This window comes from Thalassospira profundimaris (assembly GCF_003326795.1).
Lineage (GTDB): Bacteria > Pseudomonadota > Alphaproteobacteria > Rhodospirillales > Thalassospiraceae > Thalassospira > Thalassospira profundimaris_C.
In genome coordinates this window covers 1-22,121 of the sequence record NZ_JPWI01000020.1, presented here as the reverse complement: position 1 = coordinate 22,121, position 22,121 = coordinate 1, and the positions used below count along the sequence as shown (strand labels likewise).

Here is a 22,121-nt window from a genome sequence, read left to right as displayed (position 1 = left end):
AAGATCGCCCGTTGATCACAGTGGGCGATCTTTTCTTTTTGATTAGGCATACCAACGACAAACTACAGCTTTGCGAGCAATTTCGCCTTGGTGGCATCATCGACAAAAGCAGCCTCAATTGCCGTGCGGGTCACGCCGAGCAACTCGGCGTCACTAAAACCGAACACATCCTTGGCGCGCTGATATTCTTCGGCCAGACTGGTATGGAAGAAGGGCGGGTCATCAGACCCGAGTGTGACCTTCACACCGGAATCATGGAACTTGCGCAGCGGATGGGACGCATAATCGGGATAAACCGACAATGAAATGTTCGATCCCGGGCAAACTTCCAGAACGATACCGCGCTTTGCCAGTGTTTCGACAAGTTTCGGATCCTCGATCGAACGGACCCCGTGTCCGATACGGGTCACAGGAAGCTTGTCAATCGCGTCCCAGACACTTTGCGGACCTTGTACCTCGCCCGCATGGGTGGTGCAGCCCAGCCCCGCATCCGCCGCGATTTTGAAGGCCGGATAGAATGTCTCCTGCGAGAACATGCTTTCATTCCCGCCCATGCCAAATCCGACAATATAGGGATGCCCGCAATCTGCGGTTTCCCTGGCGACCTTGACCGCGATATCGCCGCCGACATGCCGCACACAGGTCATGATGATCCGGCCAATGATGCCGGTTTCTTTCTCGGCACGGTCAATGCCGTCAACCACCGCTTCAAGATGTTCGTCATATGACAAACCGCATTCAGCCGCATGGGTCGGCGAGCAGAACAGTTCGACATAAAGTGCTCCAACCTTGGCCTGTTCAGTCAGATAGAAACAGGTCAGATCCGAATAATCCTGCTTGGTGCGGATTGCAGCACTGGCCTTGTCAAAGCTTTTGAGAAATTCCGGGAAGTCACCCCAAATATAACGATCCTGCGCATCATAAATGTCATCGGGCAGGGTCAGGTTATTGCGCTTGGCAAAGGTTCGCACCAGTGCCGGCGTCAGCGCACCTTCAAGATGAAGATGAAGCTCGGCCTTTGGAATGGACAGGGTCATGGGGTGCTCCGGTTTTGTCGGTATCTTTTTTTATATCAGAATACCTTCTACCCCGAAGCCCCCGTCAGGTCACGCGGCAACCGCTTTGCGCGATGATTTCCGGGCTGTATTGACCTTTGCATCTTCCCCCGCATCGGCAAGCTTGGCCAACGCACCGATATAGGGTTCAAACCGCTGCCATTTGCCCAGCGAGTCTTTGAAGATCGGGCGACGGACCTGGATCATGCTTGCCGTCGCGGCTGTCCGGTCTGTCTTATAGAATTCAAGACATCCGGGATGCCAATCCAGACCACAATGGGCAAGGCAGTCCTTGGCAACAGCAACCGGGTCTGTCACCAGATCCTCATAGGACAGATCATAAAGCATGCCGGTGCGATCTGTTTCAAAGAACACATTCATCAGATCAACATAGGCACGATAGTAATCGGCAAGTTCACCAAGATCGTCCGAGTAGCGCATCGGGATGGCGAATGGCGTCGTATAGATCGACAGACAGGTTGCCAAGGGATGACGATGGGTATGAATAATCGGTGCATCGGGGAAAATGCGCCGGATCATCTCGGTACGCAAAAAGTTGGCGGGCGTCTTGTTGGTCACAAAAGCCTTGTCTGGTGCATAAACTCTTAATGCATCGAGATATTGCTTTCTGATTTTTCGGGCTGCCTTGTCATCGATGCGTGACAACTGCTGGGAAATTGAACCGGTTCCAACTGTTTCGATAACAGCCTTGGCAAAGTCGCCGATTTCGCCCGCCGCATATACATCGGAATGAGCCCCCAGAATACGCTCGGTCAGGGTTGTCCCCGAACGCGGCATGCCAAGAACAAAGATCGGTTTGGGTCCCTTGGCATCAAGCGCAGCAATATCTGCGATACTTATATCATCAGCGGCCCCCTGATGAGCCAGCTCTACCAATGCCTCCATCTCGCGCAATTCGCGATCCATATCAAACGGACGTGCAGCGCGATTGGCGGCATGGCCCTTGCTGTAATAGTCAAAGGCCTTTTGCATATCGCCACCAGTCTCGGCAATCTTGGCCAAAGCATAAGCTGCCCCGTATTTTTCGGCACCACCAGACGTCGGATCATCAAGGATCGCATCAAGCCGAGCCGTCGCATCAGAAGGCATCGCTTGCGGACGGACGAACGAGATAATCACATAGGGTTGCGCGCAATATCCCGGCCGTTTCGCAAGGACAGACAGACTTCTTGCGACAGCCTGTTCAACCTTGCCTGCCATCGCATAGCTCGACGCCAGAAAAATCTGCAAATCCAGATTCTCGGGGGCACGATCGACCGCCTTTTCAAGCAGTTCGAAAGCCTGGTCATGGCGTTCCTGATGCAAGTGAATGCGTGCCAGCAACTTCTGGGCTTCATCAAAATAATGGCTGTGCCCGGAAATTGATTTCAGCACTTCAACAGCGCGATCAAATTTCGGCGCGATACATTTTCCCGGACTTGTAGAAACTTCTCCCCGGAAAATCACATCCCCCAGCATAAAGGCCAGAAAGTCATCCTGCGGCGCAGCACGGAGGCGCTGTTCAATAAGCGACTCGAATGAACAGAAGTCATTTACAATATACGAATATTGCAAAAGATTCTGCGCAATAGCCCCAAACAGTTTGTGATCTGTCGGGACAGTTCGGAACAGCTTGCGCAAACGCGCACCAGCGGCAGCAGGATTTGAACCTTGCAACTCGCTAACAGCGGTCATTATCTGGATGTCAGTCCGTTTGGGATGGCTCCGTAAAATGCGGACGCCAATCCTGGCAGCCTCGTCAAATTCGGCTGCAGACATTGCCTTTTTCAGATCCCTGGCAACATCGTTTTGTAGCTGCGTCATTCGTTTGTCCCTGGATGCGTATCTGAGTTACACGCCCCCTCCCCAAGCACAAACCGACTATAGTTCATTTATAAATGCCGCACAGCACAAATAGCCGCTCTCATGTCGAAAATCACGGAAATGTGACAACATGGCAACAGTAGATACATTTTCTACCTTTAGTTGCTCCGGAAAGCGGAGCCACAGCAGAACGCCTTGCAAAACCGGGTTAAAAATCAAGGTTGCTGAAAATTGGTCCTGCTCTTTGACCGAAACAAAAGTTCCCGGGATGCGAGGACCGCACCCGCAACAATCAGGATGCAACCCGCAATCACAACCGGCGTTGCCAGCGCCTTGCCAAAGATGATCAGGAAGCAAGTGCTCAGCAACGGTGCGCCATAGGATGCAACACCAAGTATCTGGATATCGCCATGCTTGGTGCCGTAATCCCAGACAAAGAATGCCGCACCCACCGGACCAAGACCGAGACCAAGGATCGCCATCCACTGGGAAAAATCCGGCGAGACCCAGACTTCTGACATGCCATGGGTGACAAAGCCAAGCACCGCTGCCCCCGCACAAAATCCGCAGACCGCGTTAACAGGAACGTCACGATAACGCCGGTTCAAAACCGAATAACCAGACCACAGGAATGAACAGACCATCGCCGCACCATAACCCAGCGCAAAAGCCGGATCGAAATATAGCCCCTGCCCCTTGCTGACCAGCAAAACCGCACCCGAAAGTCCCAGGAGGCCACCGGCAACATGATGCCAGCGCAGCTTTTCCCCCGGAAGGAGTGCTGAGAACAAAACGATGAAAAGCGGCCAGAGATAGGCAATCAGGCTGGCTTCAACAGCCGGCGCATTTGCCAGTGCCACAAAATAGAAAAAATGATAGCCAAACAGCCCCGCCACACCAAGCATCCAAGCCCCGACGGGCTGTCGCAATGCCCTGAAAACGCTGCCTCCACGCAGGGTAATCCAGATACAGCTCAGGATACTGGCGATCGAAAAGCACAGACTGACGAGCTGAAAGGGCGGGATCGCGGCAACCACAGTGGTAAATAACGCAAGCAACGACCATAAAAGGACGGCCAGAACACCGATTAATGTTGCCGTTCGTTTTTCAATCCCGTTTGTCATTTTCATCGTCCGGATTTCGTTCAAGGCGAACCGGAAGATGCAGGGAATTTTCAAATCCGTCTTTGCCCAAACTCCGAATTTCGGGCTTCATACACTGTGAAATGACCAAACGCCGGGGAAATCAGGCATCGGCAGCATTGGGGTTCTGACTGCGCACCAGAACCGGTGCACAGCCAAACCGCCGGGAAAACGCACGGGAAAACGCACTTTGATCCTGATATCCGACGGAATTGGCAATGTCGCCAATCGACAGATCAATATCAGCGTCGCGCAGCATCGCCCGCGCTGTCTGCAACCGTTGCTCCGCAAGCCAGCGCATCGGACTGGCCCCGAAATAGCGCTGAAACGCGGCAAACAGGCTGCTTTCCGACTGTGCGGCGATCCGCGCCATGTCGGAGATCGAGATACTATCACCCAACCGCGTTTCAGCCCAGGCGGCCACGCGGACAAGACGTGCCGGAACACCATCCAGTGCCGAATAACTGCCGCCCGGGGCCTGTCGGCTATGAGACAATATCTGACGCAGACGAACGACAATATCGTTCCCCGCATCATTGGCCGCATTCAATGACCTGCCTGACAAACCGATTACATCGCAGTCCTGATAACCGTTTAACAAACCAAGCAGCCCGGACTGATGTCCGGCAAGAACTTCAAGATATGCAGATGCGTGCGCAGTTTTCTGCCAAAGTGCCTCAATCCCGGTTCGACGGGCCAGATCAATATCGACGTCAAGTACAAGAAAACGGTTCAGCCCCTCGGCCCGGAATGCATGGGTCCGGCCAGCTTCGACAAATGCCATCTGACGGCCACAGACTTCACCGCCACGTCCCTCGATCTCAAGCTCAAGCCGCCCGAGATCAGAGATAATGATCTGGTGGAAGTCACTGTGGCTGTGGCTTTCGGCTTGCGCCCGATATTGCCGCAGACTGTATTGCATTACTTTCTCTGATCCTTGGATCGCTATCTGACCAGTACTTGGCTGCCCATCAAACCTGACAAAACAATATCAAGCCAAGAGACGTCAAGCAGCATTAATCGCCTGCCCGTCAGCAGGTTACTCCATCAAATCCCGTCTGAAACTTTCCAGGTCTGCGTGCCGTTTATTGCGACATGACAACCTATAGCCTTGATAATTATATTTATTATATGGACAAACTTTTCGGCCCCCGGTCCCGTATGCTATAAAACACAACATTCAAATGTACGACAAAACGGCAAGTGACGATGTCGTAAGGCGAAAACAACCGGGGAGGATGTGATGACCTATTGCGAAAAGTGTGACTCCATACCCGAAATTGCCCCCCAAACCGGAACGCTGTTTTTGTGGCCGCCTGTTGCCCACACGACGGGAAAAATACTGGCCGGGGCAAAGTCGATCAGTCTGGATGTCGAAAAGTCACCGTCGGTCGCAACACTTTCCATCAAATATAGCCGCCCCGGCCTGCGCGCACTGATTGATGCAATTGCAAAAGACCTCCTGCCCGAGGAGCTTGTTGATACCAAGGCATTGATCATGCCCGAAAACCGGACCCCGGAGATTGACGATATTGCGCGTCTGACCAGCCTCAATGCCATCCGTGCTGCAATCGGGGCCGAATGGCTTGGCGATCTGTTGCGCGACAATCGGCTTAATTCCGTGTTTCAGCCGATTTTCCCGATCAATAACTTCAACGTTCCTTTTGCGCATGAATGCCTTATTCGCGGCGCAGCACCGGATGGAACGGTGATTAATCCGGGTCAGTTGTTTGATGCGGCACAATCAGCAACCTTGCTGTTTCAACTTGACCGCGCTGCACGTGCCGCCAATGTGCGAAATGCCACCAAAGCCGGGATCAACGGCAACCTGTTCATCAACTTCACGCCAAGCTCGATCTATGATCCGGATTCCTGCCTGCGTTCAACAATCGAGGTTGTCGAGGAATGCGAACTTGATCGCAAAAACGTTGTTTTTGAAGTTATTGAAACGGAAAAGGTCCGCAGCACAGCGCATCTGAGCGCCATCCTTGAATCCTATCGCAGTTCGGGGTTCCGGGTCGCACTTGACGATGTTGGCTCGGGGTATTCAACGCTTAATTTGCTGCCGGAATTACGCCCGGATATCATCAAGATTGATCGTGAGCTGGTCGACCATGTCGATCACGACAATTACAAACAGGCCATCGTCAGCAAACTGATCGCGCTTGCAAAGCAGCTTGAAATTGAAGTGATCGCCGAGGGGATCGAACGTCAGGAAGAACTCGATTTCCTGATCGAACATGATGTCGACTATGTTCAGGGTTTCCTGCTTGGCCGTCCGGCAAACGGTCCTTTTGTCGCAAACCCTGCGTGATTTAAGGCCCTAGACCCGCAGCATTTCATCAAATTCCCGCTGCACCATCCGTTTGTAGCTGTTAATGATCTCGCGCCCCTCGTGGGCCGGCACCGAGATCGCAAGCCGCATGGTTGCCTCGCCATTATACATGATCAGAAGACACCGGGCGGCCAGTGCATTGTGGTCACCATCATTGTTGCGAATACGCAGGATGGTTTTGGTCAGCAAGGCCGCATTCGCCCGACTGACTTCAAGTTCCATATCGCGCAGCGTTTTGTCCGCCTGTGTTCCGGTCCAGATATCGCAAATGACCGGTTCGGCCAGAAACAGCTCATAATAGGTATCGATCAGCTGTTCAAAGGCAGCAACAAAGCCCTTTGCATCCATGACATGTGTCAGCGCCTCTTCGATGCAGTGCTGTGATTCCTCGTTATACCGGTCGGCAAGCGCATGAATGATCGATGCCTTGTCGGGGAAATACTGATAGAGCGATCCGATAGAGACTCCCGCCTTTTCTGCGAGCTCCCCCATCTTCATGGCATCACTCCCCTGCGCTGAAATCAGCTCGCAGGCGACCTTGAGGATATTTTCGACCCGCTCGCGACTGCGTTTTTGGGATGGTGCCTTGCGCATTGTTTTCGCGTTTTCCGACAATTGGTTACGCCCTGTTTTCACCTGTGATCTCCGGTAATTTTCGACACCTGACACAGGTTGATGATGACCAAACTCTCTTGACGAACAAAATACGAGGATTTATCACATTTGGCAAATGTGAGGATTACTCACATTTTGAAATCTCACATCAGGAGGAACCACCATGCCCACAAATCCGCGTTTTCTTGTTCTTGGCGCAACGGCCAAAACCGGCCGTCGCGTTGCCGGAAAACTTGCATCCCGTGGCTACGAGGTAAAAGCCGTATCGCGCAGCACGACACCGGCCTTTGACTGGACCAAGCCTGAAAGCTGGGATGATTGCCTGCACGATGTTGATGCCGTTTACATCACATTCCAGCCCGACCTTGCGGTTCCCGGATCAGACAAGGTCATCGCGCAGTTTGCCAAAACCGCCCTCGCCCACGGTGCAAAACGGCTTGTGATGTTGTCTGGTCGTGGCGAAGAAGCAGCACATCTGGCAGAAGCAGCACTTTTGCAATCAGGTGCAGATGCCACGATCCTGCGTGCCAACTGGTTCTTTCAGAATTTCAACGAGGATCTTTTCCTGCCCTATCTTCAGTCAGGTACGCTTGCCCTTCCGGCAGGAAACATCCCCGAACCTTTCATAGATGCCAATGACATTGCCGATTGCGCGGTAACCTGCCTGCTGGATCCGGTGCATATTGGCAAAACCTATGAGCTTTCCGGTTCGCAAGCACTGACCTTTGCCGAGGTGACCGCCATCATCAGCACCGCAAGCAACCGCCCGATTGATTTTGTGTCAATCCCCCTTGAAGACCTTGATCGGGGTCTGGCCAATGACGGGGTTCCCGAAGATTTCCGCGCCCTGATCGGCTATCTGTTTCGCGAAGTTCTGGACGGTCGAAACAGTACGCCGACCAGCGATGTCGAGAAAATTCTTGGGCGGCAGCCAAACACATTGGCGCAATTTGCAGCTGACGTTGCCAAAAGCGGGATATGGCAGCTTGCCAAACGCGCATAAAAAAATGGTGCGTAGCCGGTAAGGCCGCTACGCACCAGTTCAAGCAACACCCTATCCGGGGACAGGGAGGTCTTCACTAGGTAAACAGGGATCTGTTTTCTTCGATAATCAGAGGCAGGCGCTCCATGGTGCCAGAAAGGTGATGGCGCATCTCGGTAACCGCTGTTGCCCCGTCCCCTGACTGAATGGCCTCAATAACCGCCTTGTGGCCATCAAGGACCGAAACCATCTTGCCTGCACGCGGTAGATCAAGCGTCCTGACACGGGCAAGATGGCCGCTGCGCGCGGTGATCTGCAAATGCAGGTTGGACTGGTTCACACCGTTGAACAAAGCCGCATGGAAGCTGTCATCAAGCTGTTTGAACAGATCAATCTGCTCAATATCGCCGACAAGCGCTTCCTGCATTTTCAACAACCCCTTGGCCTTGGTCACGGCCGGGGATTCCTTGATCTCGGCAAGCTGGCGCACCACCTCGCATTCTGCCGCAACCCGAAGAAAATGTTCTTCACGAATGCGGGCTTCGTCGATCTTGGTCACCACAGTGCGCGATTGCGGATAGGAAACCACAAGCCCGTCCTGCTCAAGACGCATGATGGCTTCGCGCACGGGCGACTGGCTAACCTTGAAACTTTCGGCAAGTTCAGCGCGCACAAGTGTTGTTTCGGGCAGCAGCGCCAGTGAAATGATCCGGTTGCGGATATCTTCATAGACCAGTGCCGAGGCCGGAACATGGGCATTGCCCTTGATCCCGCTATCAGAGATCCCAATCAGTCCGCTCGTAGATGTATTCATTTTCATCTATCTCCCTGGCAATTCTATGAATGCCTAAATCCTTGAGATCACTCATTACATTAATGCATTGGGCAGTAACAACGTCAAACTCGGGACCGCTACCATCAGGATGAAAAAGATCACCATCGCGATGAAGAACGGGATTGATGCCTTGGTATAGGCCCCTGTTTTGACATCAAGAATACCGCAGACCGTAAACATGATGACCCCGACAGGCGGTGTAAGACCGCCGAAATTGATCAGAGTCACGATCAGGATCCCCATATGAACCGGGTCATACCCGGCATTGACCAGGACCGGCATGACAATTGGCGTCACCAGCAAGATATTGGCCGCCCCTTCAAGGAACATGCCACTGATCACCAGAACCGCCACAACCAGCATCAGAATCGCGGTCGGATTTTCCGTCAGGGTCGTGACAAATTCGGTGATCTGTTGCGGGGCACGTTCAATGGTCATGGCATAACCAAGAACCGCCGCCATGATGATCAGCAACATCACCATGCCAAGATCGGATACCGAGCTTGTCACGGCCTCTTTGAACTTCGCGAAATCGAGTTCACGATAGGCAAAAAACCCGACCGCCAGCGCATAGAAGACAAGAAACGCGCCAGCCTCGGTCGCCGTAAACAGACCAAAACGGAACCCGACAATCAGGATCACCGGAAAGGCCAGTGCCCAGATGCTTTCACCAAAGCTTTTCAGCAGTTCCTTGCCTGCGGGCATGTGCGGCAGATCAGGCTGATAGCCATTTTTCTTTGCCACAAACCATGACGTGATCATCAAAACAATGGTCAGGCAAATGCCCGGAATGATCCCGGCAAGGAACAGACGACCGATGGAAACTTCATTGACGAAACCAAACAAAATCAACCCGATGCTGGGCGGAATGGTCGCCGTGATCACGGAGCCAAACGCCAGGACCGCCGCAGTCGATGCTTTGGAAAATCCCTGTTTGATCATGCTGGGGCCAAGAAGGCGTGCCTCCATCGAGGCATCGGCAACCGCAGAGCCGGAAATGCCGCCCATCATGAAACTCAGCACAATTGATACCTGTGCCAACCCGCCAGCCATCCAGCCGGTCAGAAGACGGGCAAATTTGACAAGCCGATAGGTAATGCCGGTCACATTCATCAGGTTCCCGGCAAGGATAAAGAATGGCACAGCCAAAAGCGGAAAGCTTTGGGTTGCAGTCACCATTTTCTGGATGACCACGGTCGGCGGCATCGCACCGCTGACAACAAAGACCGGAATGGATGCAAGCCCGAGTGCAAAGGCAACCGGCAAGCCGATAATGAGGAAAACCGTAAACAGAATGGCAATCAGGATCAGCATCAGACGGTCCCCCGGTTTCGAATACGCCGGATCAGCAGGGACACCATGGTCCGCAACATAAGAAGAATGCCGACAACCATCGACGCGTGAATGTAGGAGGCATGAATCTGTGCGGCACCGACAAGACGCGGATGCATCAGGATCATGTTGCCCCATGCGTAATAGAGAAGAAACGCAAGGAAACTGATGACGACAAGAATGTTGAAAATCTCGATCATGCCAACGGTCCGTGCGGAAAAGACTTCCTGAAGAACCTGAAGGCCGAAATGCCGGTCTTCCTGCATGGCAATGTCGGCCGCCAGCATGCAAAGCCATGCAAAGATCAGCTGCGCCATTTCGACCGACCAGATGATCGGCGTTCCCATTGCGCGCGCCACAGACGCGATTGCCACAAGAACAACAACCGCAACCAGAAGCCCCCCGGCACAGGCAAACTCAATTCGCTTGAGCATGTATTCCATTCCATTTTGAAGTTTGATGTGCGTTGCCCTGCAAACAAGGCAACGCACGAAGGCACGGCAGGTGGGTCAAATCCGTCGATTAACGACCGAGAACCTTTTTGACGATGGCGGCCTCTGCTTCGAGATCAAGCATCTGGTAAACCGGGGCAACGGCTTCCTTGAACGGGGCCAGATCGACATCGCTGACGGTAACACCGCTTGCCGCCACATCTGCCAGCGCCTTGTCACCAAGTTCGATGGTCAGCTGCGACGCATAACGGCCATCCTCAACCGCAAGGTCACGAACGATTTTCTGGTTTTCGGGGGAAATTTCGTCCCAGGCCTGTGCGCCGACAACAAGGGCTGTGACCAGCTGAATGTGACCGGTTTTGGTGACATTCTTGATCACTTCATAAAGTTTTGCGTTCCAGATCGCAGTCGGCTGGGCTTCGGCACCATCAATCGTGCCAAGCTGCAAGGCGGTATAGACTTCGCCCCAGGCAATCGGGGTTGGTTCGGCCCCCATTGCACGGATGGTTTCAATCCATACCGGCGCACCGATGGTGCGCATGCGCACACCGGCAAGGTCGGCCGGGCTTGAAATCGGCTTCTGGGTCAAGGCATGGCGTGCGCCCTGATACCAGTTTGACGCAATCATCACGAGGCCGGACTTCTCGCGCAACTCATCCCCCCAGGCGATATATTCAGGCGAAAGCGCAAATTTGTCGGCTTCCTCATAGGCATCGAACAGGAACGGAGCCGACATGATGGCCAGTGACGGCACGAAGCTTGAAAGGCGGGCAACATCGGTCACGGTGCCGATTGCAGCACCGGCACGGGCCTGATCGATCATTTCGGTGGTGTCGCCAAGCTGGGAATTGTGGAAGACCTCGATGATCACATCACCATTGGTCGCCTTTTCCACGTCCGCCTTGAACTTCTCAAGCCCCTGACCCATCGGATCATTGGGTGACAAGACGGTTCCGATCCGAAGCGTGGTTGCAGCCGTTGCTGGCACCGACAGGGCCACAGCCCCGGCCAGCACAGCACAGAGTCCGAGTGTTTTTACCGCTAGTTTCATCTGGATATCCTCCCGTTGGATTGGCATTTTGCCTAAATTGATATTTTAGTTGTTGTGAAATCCTAATTATCAATTGCCAATCTTGTCAACGGAATTCTCAGCTTGTTAATTTATATAAAAAACAATGACTTAAACTAAAAAATTCATTTTCACACGTTCCGCTTGTAATCAACCAGGGCGCAAACATGGCAAAACCGACCCCGATGAAATTGAAAATCAGGGCTCGCTTCAGCCCGACATGACACATCAAGATTGACCACTTTTCGGGCGCTATTTCCGGCAGCAAGAACACAATTTTCCATCACCAGTCGTGACAACTAGTTGCAGAGCAACAACCAGGACATTGAAACCCCTGTCCGGCCGTTACCTGCCAAGTGAGCCAAGCCTGGAACGGCACGCGAAACGGCCCAAGGTGACGGATGCACGCAGAATTAAGATCAGGGAGGGTTTTGGTCAGACTGCAAAAGTAGAGATACAGACGCAGCGTCGCCTTACTGTGCGACGCTTCTGTATTTTGCTGGCGTCAGTCCGGTAAAACTGGCAAACCGGGTGGTCAGATGGGCCTGACTGGAAAAGCCGGTAGCAAGGGCGATTTCGGCAACCGAGGCCGGATCACCGCGCAGCATTTCCATGGCCCGTTCGATCCGGCGACGCAGGACAAATTTATGCGGTGCCTCGCCAAGCGTTTTGCGGAACATCCGGGCAAAGTGATAGGTCGACAAATCCGCCACATCTGCCAGTTCTTCAATCGTCAGCGGCTGATCAAGATTGGCATCGACAAAGTCGATGACGCGGCGTTTGACAATCGGTGACAGACCACCGCGCACCTTGAAATCAAGATCACGACGCGTCGAATAGCTGCGCAGCATATGCCCCATCAACATCTGTCCGGCATTCGACATCGCCATCCGGTCAGCCGCCACATCCCAGTCAAGGGGCAGCATGGCATGACGCACCGTATGCTCGATCAGGGGATCAAGGAAGAAGGTCTTCTCAGGCACTTCGACCGCATTGGGTTCGATGTCAAAAGCCTCGACCACGGCGCGTTCCCAAGCGGCATGCGGGATATAAAGATGAAACAGTTCCACCTCACCCTGCACCAGCCAGTCCGACGTCATGAAAGCCGGCATCAGGCAGCAGCGCCCCGGCCCGCCACCGGTCAATGGATCGGCACCGGCATGGCGCTGGATGCCGGTTCCACCATTCACATAAAGACTGATGGTGTGATGATCGGGATCGGTATAGCGCGTCATCACATCGGCCTTGCGCCGCCAGTGTGCTGCCGAAATGCTGTCGCCAAAATCCCCCGCGCGCAGCAGATTTGCGTCCCCGATCAACTGATTGAAGACTTCAAATTTCTGATAGCGCCCGTTCGGCTGAAAGCCGGACCGGGAAAATTGCGACATATGCGGTTCTGACATCAAGACTTCCTAGAATTCCAGATGTTCATATTCGCACCAGCCCCCGAACTTGCAAAGCATGTTCAACGCATCCCTGCCCTGAATTGCGCAAGAATGTGTAAAACACCGCAAGAACGTGAAAGATGCCGTGGGTTGATTATGGCTTAATCATCAGATCGGATATGCCCCACATATCCGTTGCACAACCTGATCCCGCTCGCGCCACCAGTGAACGGGTTTCACCCCTCGCGCCAATATTGAAAGCCCCGAAATGACTGCCCTCCTGTTTGCCATTGTTACTTTCTGCTGGGGATTTACCTGGTATGCGATCAAGCTTCAGATCGGCCCGATCCCGGTTGAAATTTCCATCTTTTATCGCTTTGCCCTGGCGGCGGTCGTTCTTTGCGGATTTTTGCTGATTGCCCGCAAATGGCGTCCGGTTCCCTTGCGCGCCCATCCTTGGATCGTGCTTCTGGGCTGCGGGCTTTTTGGCATCAACTTTATCCTGATGTATTCGGCGACTGCCTATATCGCGAGCGGCATTGTCGCGGTGATCTTTACCACCTCGACCATTTTCAATGCGCTCGGCAACTGGGCCTTTTATGGCAACCGTCCGGGGATACGCTTTGTCTTTGGCGCGGGTTTTGGCCTTGGCGGGATTGCCTGCCTGTTTGCCAACCAGATTTATGCGCTGTCGCATAATCCCCATGCGATTACCGGCATGTTGCTGGCCCTGTGCGGCACGGCCGTTTTCAGTTGCGGCAACATGGTGTCGGTCAAGCTGCACAGCATGGGCATTCCCAACCGCGATGCGGTCGCACGCGGCATGATTTATGGCACGGTATTGCTGTTTATCTTTGCCACCCTGCGTGGCCAGAGCCCGGTCATGCCAACCGACCCGCTCTATATCGGCGGATTGCTTTATCTTGCCATTCCGGGATCGGTGGTGGCATTCATCGCCTATCTTGCACTGGTCAACCGGGTGGGTGCAGGGCGCGCGGCCTATGTCACCGTTCTGTTCCCGGTCGTGGCATTGACCGTTTCAACCTTCCTGGAAGGCTATGTCTGGACACCGGTTGGTGCGAGCGGCCTTACCATGGTGTTGCTGGGCAATATCACGATCTTTGCCAAACTGCCGAAATTCTTCCGGCTTCCGGGTTGTGCAGCAGCCGTCAAATAACACCGAAGCGTCAGAAGTCCGAGACCTGCATCGCCGTGCCCCTATGATGATCGGCGATGCAGTGCCTTGAGCAATAATTGCTGACCTTTGAAGATATGGTTGCGGATGGCATAGGCCAGACCGACCGGATCTTCGATATCCATGCGCCGTACAACTTCAAGCGGCTCGTCGGAGACCGCAGCAATGGTTTCATCCCACGGCATTTCAGGCAGCAACATCAGCCACATGCGTGATGTCTGGAAGAACAGGTTCTGCTGGATTTCGCTCAATGTCGCATTGCTTGAAAGATCAAGCGTTGCCGTCATATAGCGAATATTGACCTCGGCAAAGCCGATGGTGTCACCGGGGCTCAGCGCCCTGAAATCATCGGCACATTGCACGAAAATCTCGCGTTTTTGCGGATCAAACGGGATCTTGATAGACGGCCCCATTGATTCGGCAAGGATCAAACGCACGGCATAAACCTCGGCCAGCTGATCGGGTTCAATACTGGTGACGATGGTGCCGATGCCGTGTTTTATTTCGACCAGACCTTCATGTTCAAGCATCGAAAACACCCGCCGGATCGGCGACCGACTGACGGAATATTCCTGTGCCAGAACTTCTTCATGCAAAACCGTTTCGGGCGGATACCGATTGGTGCATATGCGATAGCGAACCTGCTCGTAAATGGAGACAATCCGCTGCTGGGCAGTGGTTTTGGCCTGATTACGCACAAGGAGCATCTGGTCGTTTCCTCAATATTCTTATCGGCTTGGCAGGGCCGCTTTTTCACTGACATAGCGTGTCAGCTTGGCTGCCGCCAAACTGAGTAACAGGAAAAACACGCCAGCCAAAGTAATTGGTTCGGTATATTTAAAGGTGTCATTGCCGATGATGCGCGCCGTTGCAACCAGCTCGATTACGGTAATCGCCAGCAAAACCGGCGTTTCCTTGAACATGGTCACAAAGTAATTGCCCAGCGGCAAAATAATCGGCGGAATGGCCTGTGGCAGAATGATGCGCTTTAGCGTCTGCCAGGTCGTCAGATTGATGACCTTTGCGGCTTCCCACTGGCCACGATCCACCTGATCAAATCCTGAGCGATAAACTTCGGAACAATATGCCGAATAATGGATGCCCAGCGTCACAACCCCACACACCATTGCCGGTAACAGAATCCCGAACTGTGGCAGGAAGTAATACATGGCAAAAAGCTGGATCAACATCGGGGTCGTGCGGACAAATTCGACAAACAAGCGCACACAGAATGTCAGACCGGGGATTTCCAAAAGTCCGATAATTCCCCAAACCAGTCCCAGAACCGCAGCAAGAACGAAACCAAGTGCTGTGACCTGAAGGGTGACCAGCGATGCCTCGGCCATTTGCGGCAAAATTTCAAATGTATAAGCCCAGTCCCAGTTCATCGTGCACCTCCCAGACGGATGCCACGGGAGTAACGATGTTCAAGCAATCGCATCCCGATGGTAATGCTGAGCCCTATGGCAAAATAGATAAACAGGATGATGGTAAAGACCTCGACCGTGCGATAGGTGGTCTGGTTCAATTGATAGGCGGTATATGTGAGATCCGAAATCCCGATGAAAGATACAAGTGCAGTCAGTTTGAACAGCTGGATCGCCAGATTGCCAAAGGGCGGGATCATGATCCGGATTGCCTGAGGCAAAATGATCCGGCGCATCCGGTTAAACGGGCTGAGATTAAGGGCAATTGCCGCTTCATATTGTGATCTGGGGACTGCGCGAATGGATGCCTCGACCATGATCGCGCCATAGGCCCCGACATTCAGCGACACGCCCAGCACTCCGGCGGTAAACGGATCAATTTTCGGGCCAAACAGCGGCAGGACATAAAACAGCCAGAACAGTTGAACCAGTGCCGATGTACCCCGAAAAATCTCGATATAGGCAATACTGAGCCAGCGCACCGGCAAAAATTCCGACAACCGGCCAATCCCTGCTGCCATAGATATGGCAAGGGTCACCAGTGCCGACACAATCAGAAGTTCGAGCGTCGTCTGTGCGGCTTCGATAAAGACCGCCGCACTGTCAACAAATGGCGAGTTCCAGAAATAGACAAGCCCCGCCACCACCGTCACAACAAGAATGCAGACCAGCATACGAATGGACATTGATCAATCCGCCCTGAATATGGTCGATCCCCGTTCCTGATTGGCTCGGAAACGGGGATCGCGGTTAATCACAGGCCTTCGCCACACAACTCGGCCATTTTCTTGGATGGCGCATCTTTGGGACCAAAGCCCCATGCGGCGGCCATTTCATGATACCCGCCACCTGCCATCCATTTTTCCAGTTCCTGCTGGAATGCATCCCGGAACGCCATATTGGCCTTAAGCGCATCCCCTTCCCCTTTCGGGAAACCGATTGCGCCATGCCCCTGATAGTTTTCGCCAGCAATTTCGGTAATCGAGCCGGAACTTTCGACCCCGATCAGCTCGCCAGCCGTTCGAACGATGTCATTGATCGCAAATGCCGAAAGCGCAAAGCCATCTGCACGCCCGGACACCACTGCTGAAATCCCCGCGGCCTTATCCCCGACTTTCAAAAGCTTGTCATCGGGAACACCGTCCTTTTTGGCCAGGGTTTCTTCGGTTCCACCGGCCAGCACCGCCAGTTTTGCATCCGGTGTGCTGGCGATATCCTTGAAATTGTGCAGATTTTTAGGATTTCCGGTTTTAACAATATACGCAGCCCCCTGCCCCCAGGTCGGTTCGGCAAACAGGATTTGCTCACAGCGTTTCGGGCGAATATAGATGCCCGCCGCCGCTACATCGATACGCCCGGCAACCAGTGACGGAATCAGGGCCCCGAAATCCATCGCAACGAATTCCAGTTCGCTGACACCCATCTGATTCAGTACATGTTTGACGATTTCAACCTGTTCGCCGGTGAAACTGCCATCGGGCTGTTTGTAGCCATATGGCGCATAACCGGCGATGCCGACAGTTGCGCCTTCGGCGCGGTATTTATCGAGAAGCGGATTTTCAGAAGCAAATCCCGTGGTCGCAGCAAAGAGCGAAGCAGTAACCGCAAAGCCCCCCACCAGCTTTTTGATCATTTTCATACTTGTCTCCAGTGTTGGTTCCCTGATGCAGCCCGACGGATGTGCCCCCGTTTTCTGAGCTGAGGTCCTGAATGGTATAAAATCCCAATGATGGATACAACCAAAACTTTAAAGGATCATTTTTGGCAGTTTTTTCTTCATTAAATCCGATTTTTATCGTTAGATGTATATCTCTTGATAAATCGAGTGAGAACAGAGGGACGAAATGGCGACCAACGGACAGGCTCTTGACCTTTATGTCGGACACAGCAAACCCGTTGAAATTGACGGGCGCCCCGAGGTGACGGCCTTTGTTCGCACCGGGCACGTATCTTCGATCGAACTCGACCTGTCCGGCATCGTTGGAAACGAGCTTGGCACGGCACGCCGTCTGGGGAAGATCAATCATGCGATATATCTGTTCCATGCCGATCACTACCGACACTACGAGGACGTCCTGAAACGCCCGATCAATCCCGGTCAGTTTGCAGAAAACGTTACCTATACCGGGCCCGATGAAAACAGCCTGCGCATTGGCGACCATATTCGCATCGGAACGGCACTTGTCGAACTGACGATACCGCGTATCCCGTGTTACAAAATGGCGCATTTCCTTCAGACGGAGGCCGGTTTTCCAAGCCTGTTTTCCGCATCCGGGCGCACCGGAATCTATGCCCGCGTGATCGAGGCGGGTGTGATCAAACCCGGCGACAGCTTAACCGTCACAAAGTCAGATCCGCGCAACGCCCTGATATCAGAGCTTAATATGGTGCTGACCGGGCCTGCACCAGCGGCCGATCTGCTGGCACGGGTCACATCATCCCCGGCATTATTTGATGCGTTGCGTCTTCAGATTAATGAACGCATGACCATGCTCGGCCTTGATAATGAACCCCGCGCGCAAACGGTCAAAATCCTGGAATGCAAACAGGAATGCGATGACGTCATATCCGTTGCCTTTCGCATGCCATGCCCGTCCGGTCAGCCCCCAAAACCCGGACAATTCGTGACATTCGGGATCGAGGACGAGGACGGAAACCGGCATTTCCGTTGCTATTCGCTGATCGAAGCCCCGTTCACCCCCGACACTGACAACAATGATGACAGTCCTGTCTGGCGCATTGCGGTTAAACGGAGACCTGTGGATGAGAGCACATTTTCGGTTTCCAACTGGATCCATGACCGGGTCGGGATGGACACAACCTGTTTTGTGTTTCCTCCTGCCGGGGACTTCACCCTGCCTGACAACATGACTTCGGGGATCAGCTTCATCGCCGGGGGAATTGGCATCACGCCTATTCTGGCCCAGCTTCGCGAACTGGCCCGACAGCAGTTCGATGGCCCGGTCACGCTGATTTACGTTGTACCGGACAGCAATCACATTCCGTTTCGGGATGACGTGATTGCGCTTGGCGAAAGCCTTGCACAGTTTGACTTGCGGCTTTATCTGACCCGGCAGGAAAACCTTCCTGTCGATGCCCCCGGCACATGGCAAAGCGGCTATCCCGATCTTGTGCGCCACATTTCATCACAGGATGAGACCAGTCATTTGTTTGTATGTGGCCCCGCCCCGATGATCGAGGCCGTGCGCACCATTCACACCACCCTGGACCGTTTGACCAGTCACCTGCATTTCGAACTGTTTGCCAGTGACAGCCCTGCATTGCCGCCGCGCGTCGGGATCAAGCAGGCCAAAATCACCATCGCATCCACCGGATATCAGGGCATCTGGAACCAGAAAGATGGCAGCCTTTTAAACTGGATCGAAAGCCACACCGAATTGCGCCCGCCTGCGGCTTGCCGGTCCGGACTTTGCCGGACCTGCCGAGCAGATCTCAGACGCGGTGAAGTCGCCTATCCGCCAAATGTGTCGCCACCACCGACATCATCGATCCTTTTATGTTGTGCACATCCGGCATCCGATCTTGAAATTGATCTTTCCTGAATTCTCACCCCACAGACTGACTGGAGCATGTTTTAATTCGTGATCGCCACATCCGACAGCAGGTGGCAAGGAGCAAAAAGATATGGATACACAGGTGGAATATCCGCTTTGCCTTAACGGCCCGGACATCCCGATGGTGCAATTTCGCAATGTTTCCAAGCGGTATGGCGGGCTGACGGTTTTGCACGGGCTTGATCTTGATATCAGTGAAGGTGAAATGGTCAGCATCATCGGCCCGTCAGGCTCGGGGAAAACCACCGTGCTGCGGGTATTGATGACCCTGGAGACGATTGATGATGGCGTCATTTATATTGATGGCAAACCACTAACGCATATGACAAGGGACAACCGGCTTGTCCCGGCCAACCAGCAGCATCTTCGTCACATGCGCAAGGATATCGGCATGTGTTTTCAGCACTTCAATCTGTTTCCGCATATGACCGCCCTTGAAAACTGCATGGAAGGCCCGGTCTACTCCCTTGGCATGAACAAAAAGGAAGCCCGGGAACGCGCGCTTGAACTGCTTGATATGGTTGGCGTCGCCGACAAACGTGACCAGCATCCCTCGCGCCTTTCGGGCGGACAGCAACAGCGTGTCGCCATCGCACGCGCCCTTGCCATGCGCCCCAAAGTCATGCTGTTTGACGAAGTAACCTCGGCCCTAGATCCCGAGGTCATTGGCGAGGTGACAAACGTGATCCGCCGCCTTGTGAGCGATCATAAACTGACCATGCTGATGGTGACGCACCAGATGGGGTTTGCCCGCGATATTTCTGATCGCATCTGTTTCTTCTATGACGGAAAGATCGAGGAACAGGGCACCGCCAGCGACGTGTTCGAGAACCCGCAGCGTGAACGCACCCGACAATTTCTGAGCGCGGTAAACGAGGCGCGCTAGCCCCGCCCCCCACCCCCTGTCAGCATTGAAGTCCGAAAGTGGCGAGCAGCAGAAATGTTGCTCGCCTAATCTTTGCGGGTCACCAGATCAGCAAGGAACGGACAAGATCATGCTGCCCACCGAAATCACCCCAAAACGCTTTGCGCTTGAAGAAAATCAGCTTTGCGGCAAACCTGTATCTGCGCGCGATTATCAGAAGCGCTTTGCCACCGCCACCACGGATAATGCAAGCATATCCACAAAGGAAACCCGCCCCATGTCCGCCAAACCCGATCTTAAAATGGATGGCACAAGCTGGGCGATGTTGCTGATCCTTTCCGTGCTTTGGGGCGGATCGTTTTTCTTTACCAAGATCGCCCTTGTCGATCTGCCACCCTTTACGCTGGTTTTGCTGCGGGTGACGATTGCATCGGTTATTCTATGGTGGGTGGTGTTGCTCCGTCATATCCCGATCCCGCAGGACCCGAAATTCTGGGGCGCGATTGTGATCATGGGGGCGTTTAACAATCTTGTGCCCTTCTCGCTCATTGTCTGGGGTCAGACCCATATCGCAAGCGGCCTTGCCGCCATCCTGAATGCCACCACCCCGCTTTTCACCATCGTCATTGCCCATATCGCCACCGAGAATGAAAAGCTTAATCTGCGCAAGGCGCTTGGTGTTCTGACCGGCTTTGGCGGTGTGGTGATCATCATCGGCCTGCCCGGATCGGACGGCATTGCCCAAAGTGCGACCAGATCGACCTCAGGCCTCGCCCCGCTTGCACCCTTCGCCATTCTGCTTGCGACATTTTGCTATGGCTGTACCGGGGTCTTTGGCAAGCGGTTTGGCGCGATGAACCCGATCCTGACCGCGGCCGGAATGACCAGCGCATCAAGCATCATGCTGATCCCGCTTGCCGCCGTCATTGATCAGCCCTGGGCACTTCCCGTCCCCTCGACCGACACCATTCTGGCAATTTTCGGGATTGCCGCCCTTTCGACGTCGCTTGCCTATATTCTTTATTTCGCGATCCTCAAGCGCGCCGGGGCGTCCAACCTGCTGCTTGTTACCTTCCTGATCCCGGTCAGTGCGATCCTGCTTGGTGTCGGTTTCCTTGGGGAATCGCTGCTGGTTCAGCACATTATCGGCATGGGTGTGATCGGGGTTGGGCTGGCGGTGATTGATGGGCGGTTGATTGCTGCGACAGGTACTCGAAACAAATAATAAAACTTAGCCATTGATCTAACTATTGACCTCATCTATAGTTAGCCACATGGATAAGTATAGCACATCACTCGACACCATCTTTCACGCCCTGGCAGATCCAACCCGCAGGGCCGTCGTCCAGCGTCTGGCAAAAGGGCCAGCGCCGGTGAAGGAATTGGCAGAGCCATATGACATGGCCCTGCCGTCCTTCATGAAACATCTCAACGTTCTGGAAGAAGCAGGGTTGATTGCTTCAAAGAAGCAAGGCCGTGTGCGCACCTGCAGCTTCAATCCGGACAAATTCGAAGCAGCAGAAAAGTGGTTCGATGAACAACGCGCCCTTTGGGCAAGCCGCTTCGACAATCTCGATACTTTGCTGTCATCTCTACAGGGAGGAAACGATGAAACCTGATTTGCGCTTCAATTTTATCGCGGACATGCAAAAAAGCACCCTTACCGTCCGCCGCGAGTTTGCAGCCATTCGCCAACTGGTCTGGGATTGCTACACCAAGAGCGAACTGCTCGATCAGTGGTACGCGCCCAAGCCGCTGACGACAAAGACCAAATCGTTTGATTTCCGCGAGGGCGGTCACTGGCACTTTGCCATGATCGACCCGAATGGCACCCATTACTGGAGCCGCACGGATTACGAAACAATCACCCCGATTGACGGTTATACCGGCTATGACAGCTTTACCGATGAAACCGGCATCGCAAATCCTGATTTGCCACGTTCTCACCTTGCGATGACTTTCACCGATCAGGGCAAACATACGCTTACCGAAACAGTGGTGACCTATAACTCTGCAAAAGACCTGCAAACGGT

General features: G+C 53.7%; 22 protein-coding genes. 8 read left to right on the top strand and 14 right to left on the bottom strand.

Annotation, left to right across the window (positions count from 1 at the left end; translation table 11 throughout):
* Window positions 1-62: 62 nt before the first annotated feature.
* From TH30_RS21050 to TH30_RS21035, 4 genes are all read right to left on the bottom strand, one after another.
* Window positions 63-1,037 (bottom strand): adenosine deaminase, encoded by a 975-nt coding sequence (locus tag TH30_RS21050; protein ID WP_114100052.1) that lies wholly within the window; start codon window positions 1,035-1,037, stop codon window positions 63-65.
* A gap of 69 nt (window positions 1,038-1,106) precedes the next feature.
* Window positions 1,107-2,879 (bottom strand): tetratricopeptide repeat-containing sulfotransferase family protein, encoded by a 1,773-nt coding sequence (locus TH30_RS21045; RefSeq protein WP_114100051.1) that lies wholly within the window; start codon window positions 2,877-2,879, stop codon window positions 1,107-1,109.
* 215 nt (window positions 2,880-3,094) lie between these two features.
* The gene (gene yddG, locus TH30_RS21040; protein ID WP_114100050.1) at window positions 3,095-4,003 is read right to left on the bottom strand and encodes an aromatic amino acid exporter YddG; all 909 of its coding nucleotides are present in this window, start codon (window positions 4,001-4,003) and stop codon (window positions 3,095-3,097) included.
* Between the two features lie 121 nt (window positions 4,004-4,124).
* Entirely contained in the window at window positions 4,125-4,943 is an 819-nt protein-coding gene (locus TH30_RS21035) for a helix-turn-helix domain-containing protein (RefSeq protein ID WP_114100049.1), read from the bottom strand.
* Window positions 4,944-5,264: 321 nt separating this feature from the next.
* On the opposite strand from TH30_RS21035, the gene TH30_RS21030 reads away from it, so the two are divergent.
* Entirely contained in the window at window positions 5,265-6,335 is a 1,071-nt protein-coding gene (locus TH30_RS21030) for an EAL domain-containing protein (RefSeq protein WP_114100048.1), read from the top strand.
* Window positions 6,336-6,344: 9 nt separating this feature from the next.
* Here TH30_RS21030 and TH30_RS21025 read toward each other — a convergent pair whose 3' ends face one another.
* Complete coding sequence (locus TH30_RS21025; protein ID WP_181850423.1) at window positions 6,345-6,950, bottom strand: TetR/AcrR family transcriptional regulator; 606 nt, start codon at window positions 6,948-6,950, stop codon at window positions 6,345-6,347.
* Window positions 6,951-7,134: 184 nt separating this feature from the next.
* Here TH30_RS21025 and TH30_RS21020 point away from each other — a divergent pair, with 184 nt between their 5' ends.
* On the top strand, window positions 7,135-7,974 hold the full coding sequence (locus tag TH30_RS21020) for an NAD(P)H-binding protein (RefSeq protein WP_114100046.1): 840 nt from the start codon (window positions 7,135-7,137) through the stop codon (window positions 7,972-7,974).
* A 76-nt stretch (window positions 7,975-8,050) separates the two neighbouring features.
* On the opposite strand, the gene TH30_RS21015 is transcribed toward TH30_RS21020, so the two are convergent.
* The 5 genes from TH30_RS21015 to TH30_RS20995 form a co-directional block, all read right to left on the bottom strand.
* Window positions 8,051-8,767, bottom strand: coding sequence for a GntR family transcriptional regulator (locus TH30_RS21015; protein ID WP_114100078.1), 717 nt, complete (start codon window positions 8,765-8,767; stop codon window positions 8,051-8,053).
* Between the two features lie 54 nt (window positions 8,768-8,821).
* Entirely contained in the window at window positions 8,822-10,102 is a 1,281-nt protein-coding gene (locus tag TH30_RS21010) for a TRAP transporter large permease (protein WP_114100045.1), read from the bottom strand.
* Window positions 10,102-10,554, bottom strand: coding sequence for a TRAP transporter small permease (locus tag TH30_RS21005; RefSeq protein ID WP_114100077.1), 453 nt, complete (start codon window positions 10,552-10,554; stop codon window positions 10,102-10,104). Before TH30_RS21005 ends, TH30_RS21010 begins: the two co-directional genes overlap by 1 nt.
* Before the next feature lie 88 nt (window positions 10,555-10,642).
* Window positions 10,643-11,623, bottom strand: coding sequence for a C4-dicarboxylate TRAP transporter substrate-binding protein (locus tag TH30_RS21000; RefSeq protein ID WP_114100076.1), 981 nt, complete (start codon window positions 11,621-11,623; stop codon window positions 10,643-10,645).
* Window positions 11,624-12,114: 491 nt separating this feature from the next.
* Entirely contained in the window at window positions 12,115-13,044 is a 930-nt protein-coding gene (locus TH30_RS20995; RefSeq protein WP_258548814.1) for an AraC family transcriptional regulator, read from the bottom strand.
* A 250-nt stretch (window positions 13,045-13,294) separates the two neighbouring features.
* On the opposite strand from TH30_RS20995, the gene TH30_RS20990 reads away from it, so the two are divergent.
* Window positions 13,295-14,203 (top strand): DMT family transporter, encoded by a 909-nt coding sequence (locus TH30_RS20990; protein WP_114100044.1) that lies wholly within the window; start codon window positions 13,295-13,297, stop codon window positions 14,201-14,203.
* Window positions 14,204-14,244: 41 nt separating this feature from the next.
* Here the strand turns inward: TH30_RS20990 and TH30_RS20985 are convergent, their stop codons facing one another.
* From TH30_RS20985 to ehuB, 4 genes are all read right to left on the bottom strand, one after another.
* A complete protein-coding gene (locus TH30_RS20985; protein WP_114100043.1) occupies window positions 14,245-14,928 on the bottom strand; it encodes a GntR family transcriptional regulator in 684 nt (227 codons plus the stop codon).
* A 21-nt stretch (window positions 14,929-14,949) separates the two neighbouring features.
* Window positions 14,950-15,609: an ectoine/hydroxyectoine ABC transporter permease subunit EhuD gene (ehuD, locus tag TH30_RS20980; RefSeq protein ID WP_114100042.1), complete on the bottom strand. Its 660-nt coding sequence runs from the start codon at window positions 15,607-15,609 to the stop codon at window positions 14,950-14,952.
* Entirely contained in the window at window positions 15,606-16,334 is a 729-nt protein-coding gene (ehuC, locus tag TH30_RS20975) for an ectoine/hydroxyectoine ABC transporter permease subunit EhuC (RefSeq protein ID WP_220150350.1), read from the bottom strand. The genes ehuD and ehuC overlap by 4 nt, the downstream gene beginning before the upstream one ends.
* Window positions 16,335-16,402: 68 nt before the next feature.
* Window positions 16,403-17,287 carry an ectoine/hydroxyectoine ABC transporter substrate-binding protein EhuB gene (gene ehuB / locus TH30_RS20970; protein WP_114100040.1) on the bottom strand — a complete coding sequence of 295 codons (885 nt, stop codon included), beginning with the start codon at window positions 17,285-17,287 and terminating at the stop codon, window positions 16,403-16,405.
* Window positions 17,288-17,492: 205 nt separating this feature from the next.
* On the opposite strand from ehuB, the gene TH30_RS20965 reads away from it, so the two are divergent.
* The 5 genes from TH30_RS20965 to TH30_RS20945 form a co-directional block, all read left to right on the top strand.
* Window positions 17,493-19,211: an MOSC domain-containing protein gene (locus TH30_RS20965; protein WP_114100039.1), complete on the top strand. Its 1,719-nt coding sequence runs from the start codon at window positions 17,493-17,495 to the stop codon at window positions 19,209-19,211.
* Window positions 19,212-19,293: 82 nt separating this feature from the next.
* The gene (ehuA, locus tag TH30_RS20960) at window positions 19,294-20,109 is read left to right on the top strand and encodes an ectoine/hydroxyectoine ABC transporter ATP-binding protein EhuA (protein ID WP_114100038.1); all 816 of its coding nucleotides are present in this window, start codon (window positions 19,294-19,296) and stop codon (window positions 20,107-20,109) included.
* Between the two features lie 109 nt (window positions 20,110-20,218).
* Window positions 20,219-21,313, top strand: coding sequence for a DMT family transporter (locus TH30_RS20955; RefSeq protein ID WP_258548813.1), 1,095 nt, complete (start codon window positions 20,219-20,221; stop codon window positions 21,311-21,313).
* Between the two features lie 49 nt (window positions 21,314-21,362).
* Window positions 21,363-21,707: an ArsR/SmtB family transcription factor gene (locus TH30_RS20950; protein WP_114100037.1), complete on the top strand. Its 345-nt coding sequence runs from the start codon at window positions 21,363-21,365 to the stop codon at window positions 21,705-21,707.
* Window positions 21,697-22,121, top strand: a 425-nt coding sequence (locus TH30_RS20945) for an SRPBCC family protein (protein WP_147252107.1), incomplete at its 3' end; no start/stop codon positions are given. The genes TH30_RS20950 and TH30_RS20945, both read left to right, overlap by 11 nt.